Here is an 18,678-nt window from a genome sequence, read left to right as displayed (position 1 = left end):
AAAAGAGTAGGGTCCTCCCGTCGTAACGGCGAAATTCCGTCGTTACGCAGTGAATTTACCTGCGCTGAACCGTTTTAGTGCCGGGTATCTGACGGCGTGTCGACGCCTGCACCAGCGAACAATTGAGCAATATCGGCGGCGTCGAACTCATAACGCTCGTTGCAGAACTGGCAATCGATCTCGACTTTGCCACCTTGTTCGGCCACCAGTGCCTGCGCATCCTCCAGACCCAGACTGACCAGCGCGTTGCCCGAACGCTCGCGTGAGCAAGTGCAACGGAAACGCAGGTTCTGCACATCGAACAGGCGCACCTGCTCTTCATGGTAGAGGCGGTGCAGCACGGTTTCGTTGTCCAGGCTCAACAGTTCATCGGCGGTCAGGGTGCTGGCCAGCGCAGTGATGTGCTGCCAGCTGTCAGCGCGCTCTTCTTCGTCTTTCAGACGGTCGGCCGGTAGTTGCTGCAAGAGCATTCCACGGGCGCGACGGCCGTCGGCGAACAATTTGAAACGCGTGCCAACCTGTTGCGACATGACGAAATAGTTGGTGAAGCATTCCGACAGGGTTTCGCCGTCGAGATCGACGATGCCCTGGTAGCGCTGGCCGACAGTCGGGTCGACGGTCAGGGTCAGGTCACCGCCCGGCATCAGATCGGCAAGGGTCGCATCCGGCGCGATCTGCTCGGCGTTGTAACGCGCCAGGCCTCGGATCTCGCGCTCGCTGGAGCATTCGATCATCAGCAGCGGGATCGGCCCTTCGGAACGTGCCTGCAGAATCAGCAAACCATCGAACTTCAGGGTGCCCACCAGCAACGAGGCGGCCGCCATCAATTCGCCGAGCAGTTGCGCGACCGGCTCCGGGTACGGGTGCTTGGCAAGGACTTCGGCGTAGCTGCGCTCAAGCGCAACCAGTTCGCCGCGTGTATCGCTGTCATCGAAGATGAAACGTTGGGTGAAATCGGTATCCGCTAGGTCGGTCATAATTTTGGGTATCTGAATGTGGTGACAAAATGGTTACAAGACGTGAAAATTTGCGCTTCTTGGCACTCTTTTTGGTGCCGACTGCTCTGCCATGGGAGGCATTTTATGAACAATCCGGGTTTGTTCCAATCTAGGTGGAACCTCGGCCGGCTGGTTCTGTGTAACGTAGTGCCGTTGGCGCTACTGGCTTTCTGGTTATGGCCTACGGGCAACTCGCTGTGTGTGATTTTCGACGAGTGGCTGTTCCGCTCGCTCAATGCACCGCTGGCCAGCAACCCGATATGGCTCCACATCTGGGCAATTGCAAGTCTGCGCCCGTTCGACATCGTCGTCGGCCTGATTCTGTTGACGCTGCTGATCAAGGGCGACTGGGTGTTCAAGGCCATTGACGTGCGTCGCGCGTTTTTCGGTTTTTTCTCGATCCTGCTGTTGATGGTGGTGATCCGCGCGCTGTTTTCCAAGTTCGCCGACCATATGGACTGGCAACACAGTAGCCCGTCGATGGTGCTGGAAGGCGCGGTGCATATCAGCGATTACTTCCCGCACCTGGAAAAAACCTGGGAGCTGAAGGATCGCTCGGGCCAGAGTTTCCCTGGCGACCACGCTTCAGTATTGCTGATCTGGGCGTTGTTCATGGGCGTGTTCAGTCGCACCGTCGGCCAGTTTGTGACGATCTGGGGCCTGGCGCTGCTGTTCATGCTGCCGCGCCTGGTGGCCGGTGCGCATTGGGGTCAGGACGATTACATCGGTGGCGTGTTGCTGGCGGTGTGGGCATTGGGCTGGGGTTACTACACGCCGTTTGCGTATCACGCCTCGAACTTCTGGCTGAAGGTGACGGCGCCAATGTTTGCGTTGCTAGGCAAGCTGCCGCTGGTTGCGCGGATGAGTGTGGTGCGTAGCGCCTGATACCGAGCTGTCTTCGGCGAGGGCTGTGCCCTCGATTCGCGAGCAGGCTCGCTCCCACATTGGAATGCAATCTCCTGTGGGAGCGAGCTTGCTCGCGAAGAGGCCAGCACCAACAACGCGATTATTCGTCGTTACTGCCGCCTCGAAACTTGAACAAATCCCGTCGCTGTTTTTTGCTCGGTTTGCCATCCGTGGTAACGCCCAGCGCGCCCGCCTTGCGCATTGCCGCAGCCGCTTCACGTTTGGCAATACTCGCCTCGGTCTCCGCGTACAACGTCTGCGCCTCCGGTGCGCCGCGCCGCACAATCGACAACGCCTCGACCTTCACCGTGCGCACTTCAAACCCGGTACGAATCTCGAACTCATCGCCAATCCGTGGCTCTTTGCCAGGCTTGCAGCGTTCGCCGCGACAATGCACCTTGCCACTTTCAATGGCGGCTTTGGCCAGCGCCCGGGTTTTGTAAAAACGCGCGGCCCACAGCCACTTGTCGAGACGGACCTTGTCGTCCACTTCGCTTTTTTGTGCCATTTGAATTCCTCGTTCAGCCAGTAGTCGGAACTGTACTACCGTTTCTGTCGGGCGCAAGAACTCGGCCCTCCAGATAGACTGTGATCTTGGCCGGTGCATCGGCATGGAGTGATCGAGTGACTAAATTTCCGTCTTCATTAATCTCGCCCAAGGCCGGTTGCCAGGGCTGCCAGCAAAGCGAGCCGCTGGGCTTCGACTTTTCTTTCGCCTACCAACCCATCGTCGATCTGCGCGACCAGTCGGTTTTTGCCCACGAAGCGCTGGTTCGAGGTGTGGCCGGTGAAGGTGCCTTCACGGTGTTGGATCAGGTTACAGAAGACAACCGCTACCGTTTCGACCAGCTCTGCCGGACCCGCGCCATCGAAGGCGCGGCCAATCTAAATATGCAGACACACTTGTCGATCAACTTCATGCCCAACGCGGTCTATCGTCCAGAGCTGTGCATTCGCAGTACGCTCGAGGCAGCAAAAAAACACCGTTTTCCTATCGACCGGCTGATTTTCGAAACCCTGGAAAGCGAGCACGTAGATAACTATCGCCATTTGACCAATATTCTGCGTGAATACCGCGAATTCGGCTTCAAGACCGCCATCGATGATTTCGGTGCCGGTTATTCGGGGCTCAATCTGCTGGCTGATTTCCAACCGGACCTGATCAAACTCGACATGGCGCTGATCCGCGATGTCGATCAAGACCGTGTTCGTCAGGCGATCGTCCGGGGGATTGTCACAATCTGTGCGGAGTTGGACGTTACAGTCATTGCCGAAGGCATTGAGAGCGTCGGTGAACGGGATTTCCTGGCGGACTGTGGAATATTTCTGATGCAGGGCTACTGGTTCGCCAAACCTGCATTCAAAGCGTTGGCTCAGGTTTCACCTGAGGCCTTTACGCGTTAATCGTTGGTTTTTTCTATTGAAGACATTTGACCATTTGACCGTTGTCGGTCTGCGCGAGTGGGTGGCGCTCCCGGATTTGGGGGTCGCGGGCCTGCGGGCGAAGATCGACACCGGTGCCAGCACCTCCAGCCTGCATGCTACCGACATCGAGCCGTTCGAACGCGACGGCGAGAAGTGGGTGCGCTTCACCGCGCACCTGGGCACGGTGGTGCAGTTGCGTCACCGCCGGTGCGAAGCACCACTGGTGACGCGCAAGACCATCAAAAGCTCCAACGGCCATGCGCAGGTGCGCTACGTGATCAGCACTACTCTGGCCTTGGGTGATCGAGTGTGGCCGGTCGAGTTCACCCTCGCCTGCCGCAAGTCGATGCGCTATCGCCTGTTGCTCGGATCCAAAGCCCTGATCGATGGCCAGTTGGTGGTCAATCCGGGCATTAAATATGTACAAGACAAGCCGGTGTTCCCGGTATCTACCTCCTCCACAGGTGTTGCATGAAGATCGCTGTGCTGTCGCGGAATCCGCGTCTGTATTCCACCCGCCGTCTGGTCGAAGCCGGAACCGAGCGCGGGCATGAAATGGTAGTGATCGACACCTTGCGCGCCTACATGAACATCGCCAGTCACAAGCCGCAGATCCACTATCGCGGCAAACCGCTGGAGGGCTTCGATGCGGTGATTCCGCGTATCGGTGCGTCGGTGACGTTTTATGGTTGCGCGGTGTTGCGCCAGTTCGAAATGATGGGGGTGTTCCCGCTCAACGAGTCGGTGGCCATCGCCCGTTCGCGGGACAAGTTGCGTTCGCTGCAATTGCTGTCGCGTCGTGGCATCGGTTTGCCGGTAACCGGGTTTGCTCACTCACCGGATGACATTCCTGACCTGATCGACATGGTCAACGGCGCGCCGCTGGTGATCAAAGTGCTGGAAGGCACCCAAGGCATCGGTGTGGTGTTGTGCGAAACCGCTACGGCGGCAGAGTCGGTGATCGAGGCCTTCATGGGTCTGAAGCAGAACATCATGGTTCAGGAATACATCAAGGAAGCGGGCGGCGCGGATATTCGTTGTTTCGTGGTCGGTGACAAAGTCATCGCGGCAATGAAGCGTCAGGCAAAACCGGGTGAGTTCCGCTCCAACCTGCATCGCGGCGGCAGCGCCAGCCTGATCAAGATCACCCCGGAGGAACGCATGACGGCGTTGCGCGCGGCCAAGGTCATGGGCCTGGCGGTGGCTGGTGTGGATATTTTGCGCTCCAATCATGGGCCGCTGGTGATGGAAGTGAATTCGTCGCCGGGACTGGAAGGGATCGAGACCACCACGGGGAAGAATGTGGCGGGGATCATCATTGAGCATCTTGAGAAGAATGGCGGGCCGAATATGACCCGGACCAAAGGCAAGGGCTAGAGCCAAGAGCAAAAGCCCCTCACCCTAACCCTCTCCCATAGGGAGAGGGGACTGATTGGGGGGATGCAGAAGAGATACGCCGACCTGATCCTGCTGTGCCGAATCCACAATCGTCCCAGTCTTTCAGGTCGACGTATGACCCCAGACACCTCGGTCAGCTCCCTCTGGGAGAGGGTTGGGGTGAGGGGTTGCTGGGGATTACACCGCGTCTCGCGGCAACATCAATCCCAACGGCAACCTCACCCGCGCCTCCAGTCCTCCACCAGACCGATTGCGCAGCTCAACATTGCCGCCATGCATCGAAGCAATCCGCTTCACGATCGCCAAACCCAAGCCAGTACCCTTCCCGCCCCGCGCACGATCGCCACGGGTAAACGGGTTGAAAATCGCCTCCAGCTCCGAAGGATCGATCCCCGCCCCTCGGTCCATCACGCTTAGCACCACATACGGCGCACTGACGTCGCCGGACACATAAGCGGCGACTTCAACGTGACCGCCGGCATGGTTCAAGGCGTTGCCGATCAGGTTGTTCAGCAAGCGTTTCATCGATACCCGACGCAACGGAAACGGCTGGATCGGCTCCAGACGCAAACGCACCTTCTCTTCATTCTGGTTGTACGGCGCCGCGACCTCACGCACCAGATCAGTCAGATCCACCTCTTCTACCGACTCGTCACGACCGTCGCGGATGAACGCGAGGAACTGGTCGAGAATCGCGTCCATGTCTTCGATGTCGCGCACCATGTCGTCAGTCAGGTCGTTGCGATCGCCCATCAACTCCAGCGACAGACGCAGCCGCGTCAACGGTGTGCGCAGGTCGTGGGACACGCCGGCCAGCATCAACTCGCGCTCGCGGCCGGCCTGCTCGACGTCTTCGGCCATCTGATTGAAAGCGCGATACACCTCGGTCATTTCGCTCGGTGTGTCGCTGATCGGCAGCCGCACGCTGCGGCCCTGACCCAGTTGCCGGGCGGCATACACCAGACGCTTCAAGGGTTGATTGAGCTGACTGACGAAAATCCACGCCGACGCCGTCGACAACAAGCCAATCGCAAGGAACCAGCCAAGCACGTTCCAGATTTTCTGACCGCGCAACGGATGCGGGTACAGCGGCACCTTCAGCCAGCCATCACCGAGGCTCGGCGCACGCACCCACAACGCCGGCGGCGAGTGCATGCGCAAACGCACTTCAGTGTCGGCGCCCAACTCCGCCTGCATCTGCCGCTGGTAGATTTCGCTGTACGGCCAGTGCTGCTCGCCTTCCGGCACACCGGCGCCAACCACCCGGATCAGGGTCGCGGCATCAGCAATCTTCGCGCGGTTTTCTTCATCGGCGGCCCAATAGGCACGCAGCGTCAGGGCGACGCCGTGGCTGTACTGACGATCGACCAGCACATCCTCGTTCATCAACAGATAAACCAGGGTCAGTGCCTTGGAAAACAGCACGACGATAAGCACCAGCCAGAGGGTGCGGGAGAAAAAGCTTTGGGGGAACCAGACGGGGGTTTTCATCTATAACCGCTACACACTTGCAGGAGCGAGCAATGCTCGCATATTGCGGATTGCGAGTCTGCGGGCTGGCCGTTCGACCAAACCTGCAGACCCGCTCCTACAAATCACCGATCACTTGGTGGCGGCACCATCGGGTACAAACACATAGCCCACGCCCCAGACGGTCTGGATGTAGCGCGGCTTCGATGGATCCGGCTCGATCATGCGGCGCAGACGGGAAATCTGCACGTCGATGGAACGCTCGAGGGCATCCCACTCGCGGCCACGAGCCAGGTTCATCAGTTTGTCGCGGGTCAGCGGCTGACGCGCGTTCATCACCAGGGCCTTGAGTACCGCAAACTCACCGGTGGTGAGCATGTGCACTTCGTCGCCGCGTTTCAGTTCGCGGGTCGCCAGCGACAACACGTAATCACCAAAGGTGACGTTTTCGTCTTCGCTGCCCGGTGCGCCTGGTACAGGTGCAGCCTGACGACGCAGGACGGCTTTGACCCGGGCCATCAGCTCGTCCGGGTTGAACGGCTTGGCCAGATAGTCGTCGGCGCCCAGTTCCAGGCCCTTGATGCGGCTCAGCTCGTCGCCTTTGGCGGTAAGCATGATGATCGGAATCTGGTTGTTCGCGCCACGCAGGCGGCGGCAAGCGGTCAGACCGTCTTCGCCGGGCAGCATCAGGTCGAGGACGACCAGATTGAAAACTTCACGCGACAACAGACGATCCATCTGTTCGGTGTTCGGTACGGTACGGGCGCGGTAGCCCTTGCTGACGAAAAAACGTTCCAGCAGGCTGCTAAGGCCCGGATCGTCGTCAACGATGAGAATTTTTTCGCCTTCAGCAGTTTGTGCAGTGCTGCTCATTGGATGCTCCTTTTAGCTCGGCGCGCATTATGGCGTAGCTGCCGTTATACGCACCGTGTGCATTGTTAGCAGATTTTTCCTTCACTGCCAGAAAACCGGGGTTTATGCCTACAGACTGCAACGCCCCCGAATGACAGAACGCTGGTTATAATGCGCGGCGTTTTGTGCCAGGCAACGTCTGAATCGTTACCGCAGGTGGCAGGCTTTTTTTCCTGTCGCGCGCAGTAATTGTTCGATTTCACGGGTCAATGGGCTGCCTTTTGACCCAGGCAGCGGCAATTTTCTAGCCGCTCAACCAGACTCCGGGCCTTTATTTGCGCGCCTGAGAGCCTGCTTTCACAATATGTCAGGTGGTTTTATGGACAGCATCAACAGCCGCATTGCCGAGGAACTCGGTGTACGCCCACAACAGGTCGAAGCGGCCGTCGCGCTACTCGATGAAGGCTCTACCGTTCCCTTCATCGCCCGTTACCGGAAAGAAGTCACCGGCAGCCTTGATGACACCCAGTTGCGTCATCTGGAAGAACGTCTGCGCTACCTGCGAGAACTCGACGAACGGCGCATCAGCATCCTCGCCAGCATCGAAGAGCAAGGCAAACTCACCCCTGCCCTCGAGCGCGACATCAAACTCGCCGACACCAAGACCCGCCTCGAAGACTTGTACCTGCCGTACAAGCAGAAGCGCCGCACCAAGGGCCAGATTGCCCTGGAAGCCGGCCTCGGCGACCTAGCGGATGGCCTGTTCAACGACCCGAATCTGGCCCCGGAAACCGAAGCCGCGCGCTTCGTCGATGCCGAAAAAGGCGTGGCCGATGTGAAAGCAGCGCTGGAAGGCGCCAAGTACATCCTCATGGAGCGCTTCGCCGAAGACGCCAGCCTGCTGGAAAAACTGCGTAACTACCTGAAACAGGAAGCCACCCTCAGTGCCCGCGTCATCGCTGGCAAGGAAGAGGAAGGCGCCAAGTTCCGCGATTACTTCGAACACGACGAACCGCTGAAAAGCATGCCGTCGCACCGCGCACTGGCGATTTTCCGTGGCCGCAACGAAGGCATCCTCAGCTCCGCGCTGAAAGTCGGCGACGAGCTGCCGGGCACCATGCACCCATGCGAAGGCATGATCGGTCAGCAATTCAACATCCAGAACCAGAACCGCCCCGCCGACAAATGGCTCGGCGAAGTGGTGCGCTGGACGTGGAAGGTCAAGCTCTACACGCACCTGGAAACCGACCTGCTCGGCGAGCTGCGTGACGGCGCCGAAACCGAGGCGATCAACGTGTTCGCGCACAACCTGCACGACTTGCTGCTGGCCGCGCCGGCAGGCCCGCGCGCAACGTTGGGCCTCGACCCGGGCCTGCGTACCGGCTGCAAGGTCGCCGTGGTCGACTCGACCGGCAAACTGCTTGATCACGCCACGGTTTACCCGCACGTGCCACACAACAAGTGGGATCAGACCATCGCCATTCTGGCCGCCCTGTGCGCCAAGCACTCGGTTGACCTGATCGCCATAGGCAACGGCACCGCCAGCCGCGAAACCGACAAACTGGCGATCGAACTGATCAAAAAATATCCAGCGATGAAAATGACCAAGGTCATGGTTTCCGAGGCCGGTGCATCGGTGTACTCGGCATCGGAACTGGCGGCCAAGGAATTCCCGGATCTCGACGTGTCGATCCGTGGCGCGGTGTCCATCGCCCGTCGTCTGCAGGATCCGCTGGCCGAGTTGGTGAAAATCGATCCGAAATCCATCGGTGTCGGCCAGTACCAGCACGACGTCTCGCAGCTGAAACTGGCGCGTGGTCTGGACGCTGTGGTCGAGGACTGCGTGAACGCCGTCGGCGTCGACGTGAACACTGCCTCCGTGGCCCTGCTGGCGCGGATCTCCGGCCTCAACGCAACGCTCGCGCAAAACATCGTCGCGCACCGCGACGAGCACGGCGCGTTCAAAACCCGTGCAGCGCTGAAGAAAGTCGCACGTCTGGGCGAAAAAACCTTCGAACAGGCCGCCGGTTTCTTGCGCGTGATGAACGGCGACAACCCGCTGGATTCCTCGGCTGTTCACCCGGAAGCCTATCCGCTGGTGCAGCGCATTGCCGCTGAAACCGACCGTGATATCCGTTCGCTGATCGGCGACGCCAGTTTCCTCAAGCGTCTGGATCCGAAGAAATTCACCGACGAAACCTTCGGCCTGCCGACCGTGACCGACATCATCCAGGAACTGGAAAAACCGGGCCGCGACCCGCGCCCTGAGTTCAAGACCGCCGAGTTCCAGGAAGGCGTCGAAGATCTGAAAGACCTGCAACTGGGGATGATCCTTGAAGGCGTGGTGACCAACGTGACCGCGTTCGGCGCATTCGTCGATATCGGCGTGCATCAGGACGGTCTGGTGCACATCTCGGCGCTGTCGGAGAAGTTCATCAAGGATCCGCGCGAAGCGGTGAAGGCCGGCGACGTGGTGAAAGTGAAGGTCATGGAAGTCGACATCCCGCGCAAACGCGTCGGCCTGTCGATGCGCATGGGTGACACTCCGGGCGAGAAAATCGACGGTGCCCGTGGCTCGCGTCCGGGCTCGGCTCAGCGCCAGCCTTCGAACAACGCGCCGCGCAAGGAAACCGCGACCGCCGCGCCGGCGAACAACGCGATGGCTTCGCTGTTCGCCAACGCCAAGCAATTGAAGAAACGCTGATGGAAATTCCAGCCGGGCTCGTCGAGAGCGCGTTTTTCAAGCTGTTGGGCTGCCGCCTGCACAGCCTGGAAACCGGGGTGGCGCAAGTCGCCCTGGTGCTGGAACCGGAACTGCGCAATCGCGGCGGCAAATTGCACGGTGGCGCGCTGTTCAGTCTGGTCGACATCGCCATGGGGCTGGCCTGTTCCAGCACCCACGGCTTCGATCAGCAGAGCGCGACCATCGAGTGCAAGATCAACTATATCCGCGCCGTTTCCGATGGCGAGGTGATGTGCACGGCGCGGGTTATCCACCCGGGCCGGCGCACGCTGGTGGTCGAAGCCGACGTGATGCAGGGCGACAAACTGGTCGCAAAAGCACAAGGCACGTTCGCTGTCCTGTAGCTAGACGCCATCAATTTGAGTTAATTTCGGCGCAACGAATCCTGTGGGAGCGAGCCTGCTCGCTCCCACAGGGATTGTGCAGTTCCTGACTGACCGGCAAATGGCCTGCCGCTACAAAACCAGGCGAAAACGCCAGTTTCAACTTCACCCTTGTAGACCGTCCTGCCCACCCCCATATTGGGGCGACTGACGCGTGAAGGAATCCAAATTGAGCGAACTTCTCAACCGCCGCCTGGCTCTGCTCGGCGAGCGCGCTAACCTCTCTCTGCTCGAGCAGTGCCTGCACGGTATCGAACGTGAATGCCTGCGCGTGACCAGCGAAGGTCGCTTGGCGCAAACGCCGCACCCCGAAGCCTTGGGTTCCGCGCTGACCAACGAACAGATCACCACCGACTACTCCGAGTCGCTGCTGGAATTCATCACGCCCGCCCTGCCGGATCCGGCCGACACACTGGCGAGCCTGGACAAGATTCACCGTTTTGCCTACAGCAAGCTCGGCAACGAGTACCTGTGGAGTCCATCGATGCCGTGCCCGTTGCCGGCCGAGGAAGATATCCCGATCGCTTATTACGGCACCTCCAACATCGGTCAGCTCAAGTACGTTTATCGCAAGGGCCTGGCCCTGCGGTATGGCAAGACCATGCAGTGCATTGCCGGGATTCACTACAACTTCTCCCTGCCGGAAAAGCTCTGGCCGCTGCTGCGCGAAACCGAAGGGTTTGTCGGCACTGACCGCGATTACCAGTCGTTTTCCTACATCGCGCTGATCCGCAACTTCCGTCGTTACAGCTGGCTGCTGATGTACCTGTTCGGTGCTTCGCCAGCGCTGGATGCCGGTTTCCTGCGGGGTCGTTCGCATCAGTTGGAACAGCTCGACCCGGACACCTTGTATCTGCCATACGCCACCAGCCTGCGCATGAGCGACCTCGGTTACCAGAGCAACGCCCAGGCCGGCCTGACGCCGTGCTACAACGATCTGGCGAGTTACACCGACAGCCTGCGCAAAGCCGTGGCCACGCCGTACGCGCCGTACGTTGAAGTCGGCACGCACAAGGATGGCGAGTGGGTGCAGCTCAACACCAACATCCTGCAGATCGAAAACGAGTACTACTCCAACATCCGCCCGAAACGCGTGACCTATACCGGCGAACGGCCGATTCAGGCGCTGGTGGCGCGTGGCATTCAGTACGTTGAAGTGCGTTGCCTGGACATCAACCCGTTCCTGCCGATGGGCATCGACCTGACCGAGTCGCGCTTCCTCGACGCCTTCCTGCTGTATTGCGCGCTGAACGACAGCCCGTTGCTGACCAACACCTCGTGCGGCAACGCCACATCGAACTTCCTCAGCGTGGTCAAGGAAGGCCGTCGTCCGGGCCTGCAATTGCAGCGTGACGGTGAGTCGGTGGAGATGAAGACCTGGGCGGCCGAACTGCTGGAACAAATTGCCCCGCTGGCGGCGTTGCTGGATCAGAGCCATGGCGGCGATGCGCACAGCAAGGCGTTGGATGCGCAACTGGCCAAGGTCAGCGATCCGTCTCTGACGCCTTCTGCGCAGGTCCTGGCGGCGATGGCTGAGCACAAGGAAAGCTTTGCGCAGTTCTCCCTGCGTCAGAGCCAGGCGCATGCCGAGTTTTTCCGCAGCGAGCCTTTGGCGGCGGATGAACAGGCGAAGTTTGAGGAGTTGGCACGTACTTCTCTGGCCGCGCAAGCTGAGCTGGAGCAGAACGAGGTTGGGGATTTCGATGTGTTTGTCGGGTCGTATCAGGCGAGTATTCTTGCGATCAGCAACTGAAGAGCCCCTCACCCTAGCCCTCTCCCGGAGGGAGAGGGGACTGATTTAGGTGCTCATGAAAGTTACGCCGACCTGAAATACCGAGTCGAACTCAGGCTCGAAAAGCACAGAGATCGGCTCCCTTTCCCCTCGCCCCCCCTGGGGGAGAGGGGACTGACCGGGTTGTTGGTGCGAAGTACGCTGACGTGAAATACCGAGCCGAGCTCAGGCCTTGAAAAGCACAGAGATCGGCTCCCTTTCCCCCTCGCCCCCTTGGGGGAGAGGGCTGGGGTGAGGGGGCAAAGATCTAACGTCGAACGAATAAATCCGAAACGCCCACAAACTCCCCCGCTCTTAGATTTTTCCGCTCATAAGCTCATTCGAAAAAGTTATTTATTTACCGATTCTTAGATCATTTAGTCTCCTTTCACGCCGACGCTCGGTCGCCTGATATGGAGCTCTTCAATGAAACTGAATGTCCCGCTTCGCCTGCTCGCCGTAGCCTCCTTGGCTGCCGCAAGTTTTCTGGCTCAGGCCGCCGACCTCACCGTCGCCTACCAAACCACCGTTGACCCGGCGAAAGTCGCCCAGGCTGACGGCGCTTACGAAAAAGCCACCAAAGCCGATATCGCCTGGCGCAAGTTCGACAACGGCGCCGACATCATTGCCGCCATCGCCTCCGGTGACGTGCAGATCGGCTACCTCGGTTCGAGTCCGCTGACCGCCGCGATTACCCGCAAAGTCCCGGTCGAAACTTTCCTCATCGCCACCCAGATCGGCGCCGCCGAAGCACTCGTCGCCCGCGACGGTTCCGGCATCAAGACTCCGCAAGATCTGATCGGCAAGAAAATCGCCGTGCCGTTCGTATCGACCGGTCACTACAGCCTGCTCGCTGCACTGAAGCACTGGAACATCGACCCTTCGAAAGTCACCGTGCTCAACCTCGCCCCACCAGCGATCATTGCCGCATGGAAACGCGGTGACATCGATGCCACTTACGTGTGGGATCCGGCGCTGGGCGTGGCCAAGGAAAACGGCAAAGTGCTGATCACCTCCGGCGAACTGGCCAAGTTCGGTGCACCGACCTTCGATGCGTGGATCGTGCGCAAAGACTTCGCCGAGAAGCACCCGGAAATCGTCACCGCGTTCGCCAAGGTCACCCTCGACGCCTACGCCGACTACCGCAAAGACCCGAAAGCCTGGCTCGCCAATCAGTCCAACGTCGACAAACTGGTGAAACTCTCCGGTGCCAAGGCCAGCGACATTCCACTGCTGCTGCAAGGCAACGTCTACCCGCTGGCGGCGGATCAGGTTGTCACCCTCGGTGCGCCGACCACCAAAGCCATCACCGACACCGCCGCGTTCCTCAAGGAGCAAGGCAAGGTCGAAGCCGTTCTGCCGGACTACGCGCCGTACGTCAGCGCCAAATACATCACCAACTGATCGGAGTTAACTGCGATGGCCTTGCTACAGCTGGAGCGCATCAGCGCACAGTACCCGGGCAGCCCCGAGCCGGTGCTGGCGGATATTTCTCTGACCCTGGGGCCTCAGCAATTGCTGGTCGCCCTCGGCCCGTCCGGCAGTGGCAAGACTTCGCTATTGAACCTGATTGCCGGTTTCGTCGAACCGAGCGCCGGGCGCATCACCCTCGACGGCGTGCCGGTCAAAGGCCCGAGCGCCGAACGTGGCGTGGTGTTCCAGGACGACGCATTGTTGCCCTGGCAGGATGTGTTGGCCAACGTCGCATTCGGTCTGGAACTGGCCGGTGTCGCCAGGGACAAGCGCGAACAGATCGCCCGTGAAATGCTCGCGCTGGTTGATCTTTGCGGTTTCGAAAGCCGCCGTATCTGGCAACTGTCCGGTGGTCAGAAACAACGCGTCGGCCTCGCCCGCGCCCTCGCCGCTGACCCGCGCGTATTGCTGATGGACGAACCCTTCGGCGCCCTCGACGCGTTTACCCGCGAGCAGATGCAAGAGCTGTTGCTGCAAGTCTGGCAGCGCACGGCCAAACCGGTTTTCCTGATTACCCACGACATTGAAGAAGCGGTGTTTCTCGCTACTGACCTGATTCTGCTCGCGCCGAATCCGGGGCAGATCGTTGAGCGTCTGCATCTGGATTTCGGTCAGCGTTACGCCGCTGGCGAGTCCGCCCGTGCGATCAAATCCGATCCGCGTTTTATCGAAACCCGTGAACACGTGCTGAGCAAAGTGTTCTCGCAACGCAGTGCCGGGCAACGGCAGGAGCGCGCATGAGCAGTTACGACGTTTCCTCGGCTGCGGTAAAAACCGCGACCCCATCGGTGGCGATTCCCGTTCGCCGCAGCCTCAGCACGCGCTGGATCAGCCTGCTGACGCTGCTTGCCTTGTTGGCGATCTGGTGGGCGGTGACCGCCACTGGATTGATCGAGCCGCTGTTCCTGCCGCCACCGTCCGCCGTGCTGCAAAAGGGCTGGTTACTGGCGACCACGGGTTACATGGATTCGACCTTGTGGCAGCACCTCGGCGCGAGCCTGAGCCGCATCGGTCTGGGCCTCGGTTTTGCGATTCTGACCGCTGTGCCGGTGGGCATCGCCATTGGTGCCAACCGCATCGCCCGTGGCGTGCTCGATCCGCTGATCGAGTTCTACCGCCCTATCCCACCGCTGGCTTATCTGCCGCTGATCGTGATCTGGTGCGGCATCGGCGAGTTGTCGAAAGTGCTGCTGATTTATCTGGCGATTTTTGCGCCGATTGCGATTGCTACCGCTACTGGTGTTCGTACAGTTGATCCAGCGAAATTGCGCGCGGCGCAGTCGTTGGGCGCGACTCGAGTGCAACTGATTCGTCATGTGATTTTGCCGAGCGCGTTGCCGGACATTTTGACGGGCGTGCGCATTGGTCTGGGGGTGGGTTGGTCGACATTGGTCGCGGCAGAATTGATCGCCGCCACCAGTGGCTTGGGCTTCATGGTGCAGTCGGCCGCGCAGTTCCTCGTCACCGACGTGGTGGTGCTGGGGATTCTGGTCATCGCCCTGATCGCCTTCGCCATGGAAATGGGCCTGCGCGCCCTGCAGCGCAAACTGGTGCCGTGGCACGGCCAGGCCCACTAAATCGCCTTGTGAAACTTCCCTTGTGGGAGCGAGCCTGCTCGCGAAAGCGTCGGGTCAGTCACTGCACTTTAGCCTGACACTCCGCATTCGCGAGCAGGCTCGCTCCCACAAAAGCATGACACCCCGAATTCGAAGAGAAAGACCATGAGCAGCCTCAACATCACCCCATTAAGCTCAGCCCTCGGCGCACAGATCAGCGGCGTCGACATCAGCCAGCCGCTGAGCCTGGAACACCGCGACGCCATCGAGCAGGCGCTGCTCAAATATCAGGTGTTGTTCTTCCGCAACCAGCCAATCGAGCCGCCACAACAGGCGCGCTTCGCTGCGTATTTCGGTGACCTGCATATCCACCCGATCTACCCGAACGTACCAGAGCAACCGGAAGTGCTGATCCTCGATACCGCCGTCACCGACGTGCGTGACAACGCGATCTGGCACACCGACGTGACCTTCCTGCCGACGCCGGCGATGGGCGCGGTGCTCAGCGCCAAGTTGCTGCCAGAGTTTGGTGGCGACACGCTGTGGGCCAGCGGCATTGCCGCGTATGAAGCGCTGTCGGCGCCGCTGAAAGGCTTGCTCGAAGGGCTGACCGCGACTCACGATTTCACACGCTCGTTTCCACTGGAGCGTTATGGCAACACGCCTGAGGCGCTGGCGCAGTGGGAAGAGGCGCGACGCAAGAATCCGCCGCTGTCGCACCCGGTGATTCGTACGCACCCGGTCAGCGGGCGGCGTTCGTTGTTCGTCAATGAAGGCTTCACCTCGAAGATCAATGAGCTGTCGGAAACCGAGAGCGAGGCGATTCTGAAGTTTCTGTTCGCCCACGCAACGCGGCCGGAATTCACCATTCGCTGGCGCTGGCAGCAGGACGATATTGCGTTCTGGGATAACCGCGTGACACAGCATTACGCGGTGGATGACTACCGGCCGGCGCGGCGGGTGATGCAGCGGGCGACGGTGTTGGGGGATGTGCCGTTTTTTCGTTGAGACGTTTTAAAGCCAAAAGCCCCTCACCCTAACCCTCCCGAAACGTCGGACCGCCCCGAGGGAGAGGGGACTGACCGAGGTGTTTGTACGAGCTACATCGACCTGAAATGTCGGGTTGAATTCAAGTTTTGAAAAGCATGAAGATCTGCTCCCTTTCCCCCTCGCCCCCCTGGGGGAGAGGGCTGGGGTGAGGGGGTTGGATCTTGCTGACCCAACCCAATCTTCATCACTCCGCCGTCGAAGGCCTCTCCCAAAGATTGATCCCGCCCTCCTGGGCAAACCGGTCAATCTCCGCCAGCTCTTCAGCACTGAAGCTCAAATTCTTCAACGCCCCAACGTTCTCGATAATCTGCTCCGGCCGGCTCGCACCAATCAGCGCCGAAGTCACCCGCGGATCGCGCAGCGTCCACGCCAGCGCCAGTTGCGCCAGGCTCTGACCGCGACGCTTGGCAATCTCATTCAACGCCCGCACATGAGCAATGTTGGCCTCGGACAAATGCGAAGCCTGCAGCGAACCACCGCCCGGACGATTGACCCGTGCATCCGCCGGCACGCCGTTGAGGTATTTGTCGGTGAGCAGACCTTGTGCCAGCGGAGTGAAGGCGATCACGCCAGTACCGAGTTCATCGGTGGTATCAAGCAGATCTTTTTCCACCCAACGATTAAGCAGGTTGTAGGCCGGCTGATGAATCAACAACGGCACTTTCCACTCTTTCAACAGCGCCGCCATCTCACGGGTTTTCACCCCGGAGTACGACGAGATACCGATGTACAACGCCTTGCCCTGCTGCACTGCAGTGGCGAGGGCGCTGGCGGTTTCTTCCAGCGGGGTGTCCGGGTCGAAGCGGTGCGAATAGAAGATATCCACATAGTCGAGCCCCAGGCGTTGCAGGCTCTGGTCGAGGCTGGCCAGCACGTATTTGCGCGAGCCACCGCCCTGACCGTAAGGGCCGGGCCACATGTCCCAACCAGCCTTGCTGGAGATGATCAGCTCATCGCGGTATTGCTGGAAGTCTTCGCGCAGCAGACGGCCGAAATTGATCTCGGCGCTGCCGTACGGCGGGCCGTAGTTGTTGGCCAGGTCGAAGTGGTTGATGCCCAGATCGAACGCGGTGCGCAGCAAGGCGCGCTGGGTGTCGATCGGCGTGCTGTCACCGAAATTGTGCCACAGGCCCAGCGACAGCGCCGGCAGCACCAGACCGCTGCGCCCGACGCGGCGGTAAGGGATGGAGTCGTAGCGGTTTTCGGCAGCGGTATAAGTCATCGAATCCTCTCTTGTCTGTCTTGAAATGGGTGTCGACTTCATCGCTAGCAGGCTAGCTCCCACATTGGAATGCAGTCTCCTGTGGGAGCTAGCCTGCTAGCGATTGGGTGTTACACAAATCGATTGCCGGGTCGGCCGAGACCAAGGTTCTCGCGCAATGTCCGGCCCTCATACTCAGTTCTGAACAACCCACGCCGTTGCAGTTCCGGGACCACGCCATTGGCGAAGTCTTCGAGCCCGCCGGGCAAGTGCGGCACTAGCACGTTGAAACCGTCCGCCGCGCCCTGTTCGAACCATTCCTGCAAGCGATCAGCGATCTGCTCCGGCGTACCGACCAGGCTGTAATGCCCTCGCCCGCCGGCAATCTTGCGACCGAGTTCGGCAAGGCTCAGGCTGTCCCGACCCGCCAGTTCAGTCAGCAGTTTCTGCCGGCTCTGCTGACCGCTTTCCGTCAGTGGCAACTCGGGTAACGGCCCGTGCAGCGGGTACTTCGACAAATCGAAGTTGCCCAGCATACGCCCAAGCAAGGCGACGCCAACCTCGGGTTCGACTAATTGCTGAAACGTTTCATACTTTTCCTGCGCTTCGGCTTCGGTGCGGCCGACCACGACAAAAACCCCGGGCATGATTTTCAGCGAATCGGCACTGCGCCCGTACTTGGGCAAACGTCCTTTGAGGTCGGCGTAGAACCCCTGAGCACCGGCCAACGAAGTCTGCGCGGTGAACACTACTTCAGCCGTCTGCGCCGCCAATTCGCGCCCGGTTTCCGAAGAGCCGGCCTGGACAATTACCGGTTGCCCCTGCGGCGAGCGCGCGACGTTCAGCGGGCCTTTTACCCGAAAGTGTTCACCGACGTGATCCAGCACGTGCAGTTTCGCAGGGTCGTAATACGCCCCACTGGCCTTGTCGCGCGCAAACGCATCGTCCTCCCAACTGTCCCAAAGCCCGGTGACCACCTGATGAAATTCCCGAGCGCGGCTGTAGCGTTCGGCGTGACCGATGTGTTCGTCTCGCCCGAAATTCAGCGCCTCAGCGGCGTTGTCCGAGGTCACCAGATTCCATCCCGCGCGCCCACCCGAGAGGTGATCGAGCGAAGCGAATTTGCGCGCCACGTGGTACGGCTCGTTGTAACTGGTGGTCGCCGTGGCGATCAGGCCGATGTGCTCGGTCACCGCACTCAGGGCCGAGAGCAACGTCAGCGGTTCGAAGTGATCGGAGCGTGCCATGCGACTGGCGATGTCCTGGGTCGGCGCGGCGACGCTGTCGGCGACAAACAACGCATCGAATTTCGCCGCCTCGGCGATCTGCGCCAGCCGCTTGTAATGGGCGAAATCCAGACCCGCATTCGCCGGCACATCAGGATGACGCCAAGCCGCCACGTGGTGCCCGGTGGCCATGAGGAATGCACCGAGTTTCAACTGTCTGCTCATC

The 18,678-nt window shown here is 60.2% G+C and carries 17 protein-coding genes; 11 read left to right on the top strand and 6 right to left on the bottom strand.

Features of this window, described 5'->3' with window-relative positions:
- Positions 1-74: 74 nt before the first annotated feature.
- On the bottom strand, positions 75-977 hold the full coding sequence (hslO, locus tag AB4N44_RS18645; protein WP_127925447.1) for an Hsp33 family molecular chaperone HslO: 903 nt from the start codon (positions 975-977) through the stop codon (positions 75-77).
- A 105-nt stretch (positions 978-1,082) separates the two neighbouring features.
- Between hslO and AB4N44_RS18640 the strand changes: the two genes are divergently transcribed.
- Positions 1,083-1,883 (top strand): phosphatase PAP2 family protein, encoded by an 801-nt coding sequence (locus AB4N44_RS18640; protein ID WP_316917453.1) that lies wholly within the window; start codon positions 1,083-1,085, stop codon positions 1,881-1,883.
- 121 nt (positions 1,884-2,004) lie between these two features.
- Here the strand turns inward: AB4N44_RS18640 and AB4N44_RS18635 are convergent, their stop codons facing one another.
- Positions 2,005-2,412: an RNA-binding S4 domain-containing protein gene (locus AB4N44_RS18635; protein ID WP_150750209.1), complete on the bottom strand. Its 408-nt coding sequence runs from the start codon at positions 2,410-2,412 to the stop codon at positions 2,005-2,007.
- 116 nt (positions 2,413-2,528) lie between these two features.
- Here AB4N44_RS18635 and rimA point away from each other — a divergent pair, with 116 nt between their 5' ends.
- The 3 genes from rimA to rimK are packed head-to-tail and all read left to right on the top strand — an operon-like array spanning position 2,529 to position 4,706.
- The gene (gene rimA / locus AB4N44_RS18630) at positions 2,529-3,308 is read left to right on the top strand and encodes a S6 modification regulatory phosphodiesterase RimA (protein ID WP_127930339.1); all 780 of its coding nucleotides are present in this window, start codon (positions 2,529-2,531) and stop codon (positions 3,306-3,308) included.
- A 16-nt stretch (positions 3,309-3,324) separates the two neighbouring features.
- Positions 3,325-3,804, top strand: coding sequence for a retropepsin-like aspartic endopeptidase RimB (rimB, locus tag AB4N44_RS18625; RefSeq protein WP_007917936.1), 480 nt, complete (start codon positions 3,325-3,327; stop codon positions 3,802-3,804).
- Entirely contained in the window at positions 3,801-4,706 is a 906-nt protein-coding gene (gene rimK, locus AB4N44_RS18620) for a 30S ribosomal protein S6--L-glutamate ligase (protein WP_007949201.1), read from the top strand. Before rimB ends, rimK begins: the two co-directional genes overlap by 4 nt.
- A 198-nt stretch (positions 4,707-4,904) precedes the next feature.
- Here rimK and AB4N44_RS18615 read toward each other — a convergent pair whose 3' ends face one another.
- Together AB4N44_RS18615 and ompR are read right to left on the bottom strand one after the other, a co-directional pair.
- Complete coding sequence (locus AB4N44_RS18615) at positions 4,905-6,218, bottom strand: ATP-binding protein (RefSeq protein WP_007917930.1); 1,314 nt, start codon at positions 6,216-6,218, stop codon at positions 4,905-4,907.
- Between the two features lie 111 nt (positions 6,219-6,329).
- Positions 6,330-7,070 carry an osmolarity response regulator transcription factor OmpR gene (gene ompR / locus AB4N44_RS18610; RefSeq protein ID WP_064388985.1) on the bottom strand — a complete coding sequence of 247 codons (741 nt, stop codon included), beginning with the start codon at positions 7,068-7,070 and terminating at the stop codon, positions 6,330-6,332.
- A 358-nt stretch (positions 7,071-7,428) separates the two neighbouring features.
- On the opposite strand from ompR, the gene AB4N44_RS18605 reads away from it, so the two are divergent.
- From AB4N44_RS18605 to tauD, 7 genes are all read left to right on the top strand, one after another.
- On the top strand, positions 7,429-9,753 hold the full coding sequence (locus tag AB4N44_RS18605; protein WP_150750210.1) for a Tex family protein: 2,325 nt from the start codon (positions 7,429-7,431) through the stop codon (positions 9,751-9,753).
- Complete coding sequence (locus AB4N44_RS18600; RefSeq protein ID WP_053116527.1) at positions 9,753-10,136, top strand: PaaI family thioesterase; 384 nt, start codon at positions 9,753-9,755, stop codon at positions 10,134-10,136. Before AB4N44_RS18605 ends, AB4N44_RS18600 begins: the two co-directional genes overlap by 1 nt.
- Positions 10,137-10,344: 208 nt before the next feature.
- The gene (gene gshA, locus AB4N44_RS18595) at positions 10,345-11,928 is read left to right on the top strand and encodes a glutamate--cysteine ligase (protein ID WP_150775777.1); all 1,584 of its coding nucleotides are present in this window, start codon (positions 10,345-10,347) and stop codon (positions 11,926-11,928) included.
- Between the two features lie 444 nt (positions 11,929-12,372).
- Positions 12,373-13,350, top strand: a complete 978-nt coding sequence (tauA, locus tag AB4N44_RS18590; protein WP_460108075.1) for a taurine ABC transporter substrate-binding protein — start codon at positions 12,373-12,375, stop codon at positions 13,348-13,350.
- 15 nt (positions 13,351-13,365) lie between these two features.
- The gene (tauB, locus tag AB4N44_RS18585) at positions 13,366-14,160 is read left to right on the top strand and encodes a taurine ABC transporter ATP-binding subunit (protein WP_316917450.1); all 795 of its coding nucleotides are present in this window, start codon (positions 13,366-13,368) and stop codon (positions 14,158-14,160) included.
- Positions 14,157-14,996, top strand: coding sequence for a taurine ABC transporter permease TauC (gene tauC / locus AB4N44_RS18580; protein WP_316917449.1), 840 nt, complete (start codon positions 14,157-14,159; stop codon positions 14,994-14,996). Before tauB ends, tauC begins: the two co-directional genes overlap by 4 nt.
- Positions 14,997-15,140: 144 nt before the next feature.
- The gene (gene tauD, locus AB4N44_RS18575) at positions 15,141-15,983 is read left to right on the top strand and encodes a taurine dioxygenase (protein ID WP_038359808.1); all 843 of its coding nucleotides are present in this window, start codon (positions 15,141-15,143) and stop codon (positions 15,981-15,983) included.
- A gap of 226 nt (positions 15,984-16,209) precedes the next feature.
- On the opposite strand, the gene mgrA is transcribed toward tauD, so the two are convergent.
- Together mgrA and AB4N44_RS18565 are read right to left on the bottom strand one after the other, a co-directional pair.
- Positions 16,210-17,247 (bottom strand): L-glyceraldehyde 3-phosphate reductase, encoded by a 1,038-nt coding sequence (gene mgrA, locus AB4N44_RS18570; protein ID WP_460108079.1) that lies wholly within the window; start codon positions 17,245-17,247, stop codon positions 16,210-16,212.
- 110 nt (positions 17,248-17,357) lie between these two features.
- Positions 17,358-18,677, bottom strand: a complete 1,320-nt coding sequence (locus AB4N44_RS18565; RefSeq protein ID WP_460108081.1) for an LLM class flavin-dependent oxidoreductase — start codon at positions 18,675-18,677, stop codon at positions 17,358-17,360.
- Position 18,678 lies beyond the last annotated feature (1 nt).

This window comes from Pseudomonas sp. S3_C06, from assembly GCF_054667675.1.
This window is presented reverse-complemented; position numbering and strand designations above follow the sequence as displayed.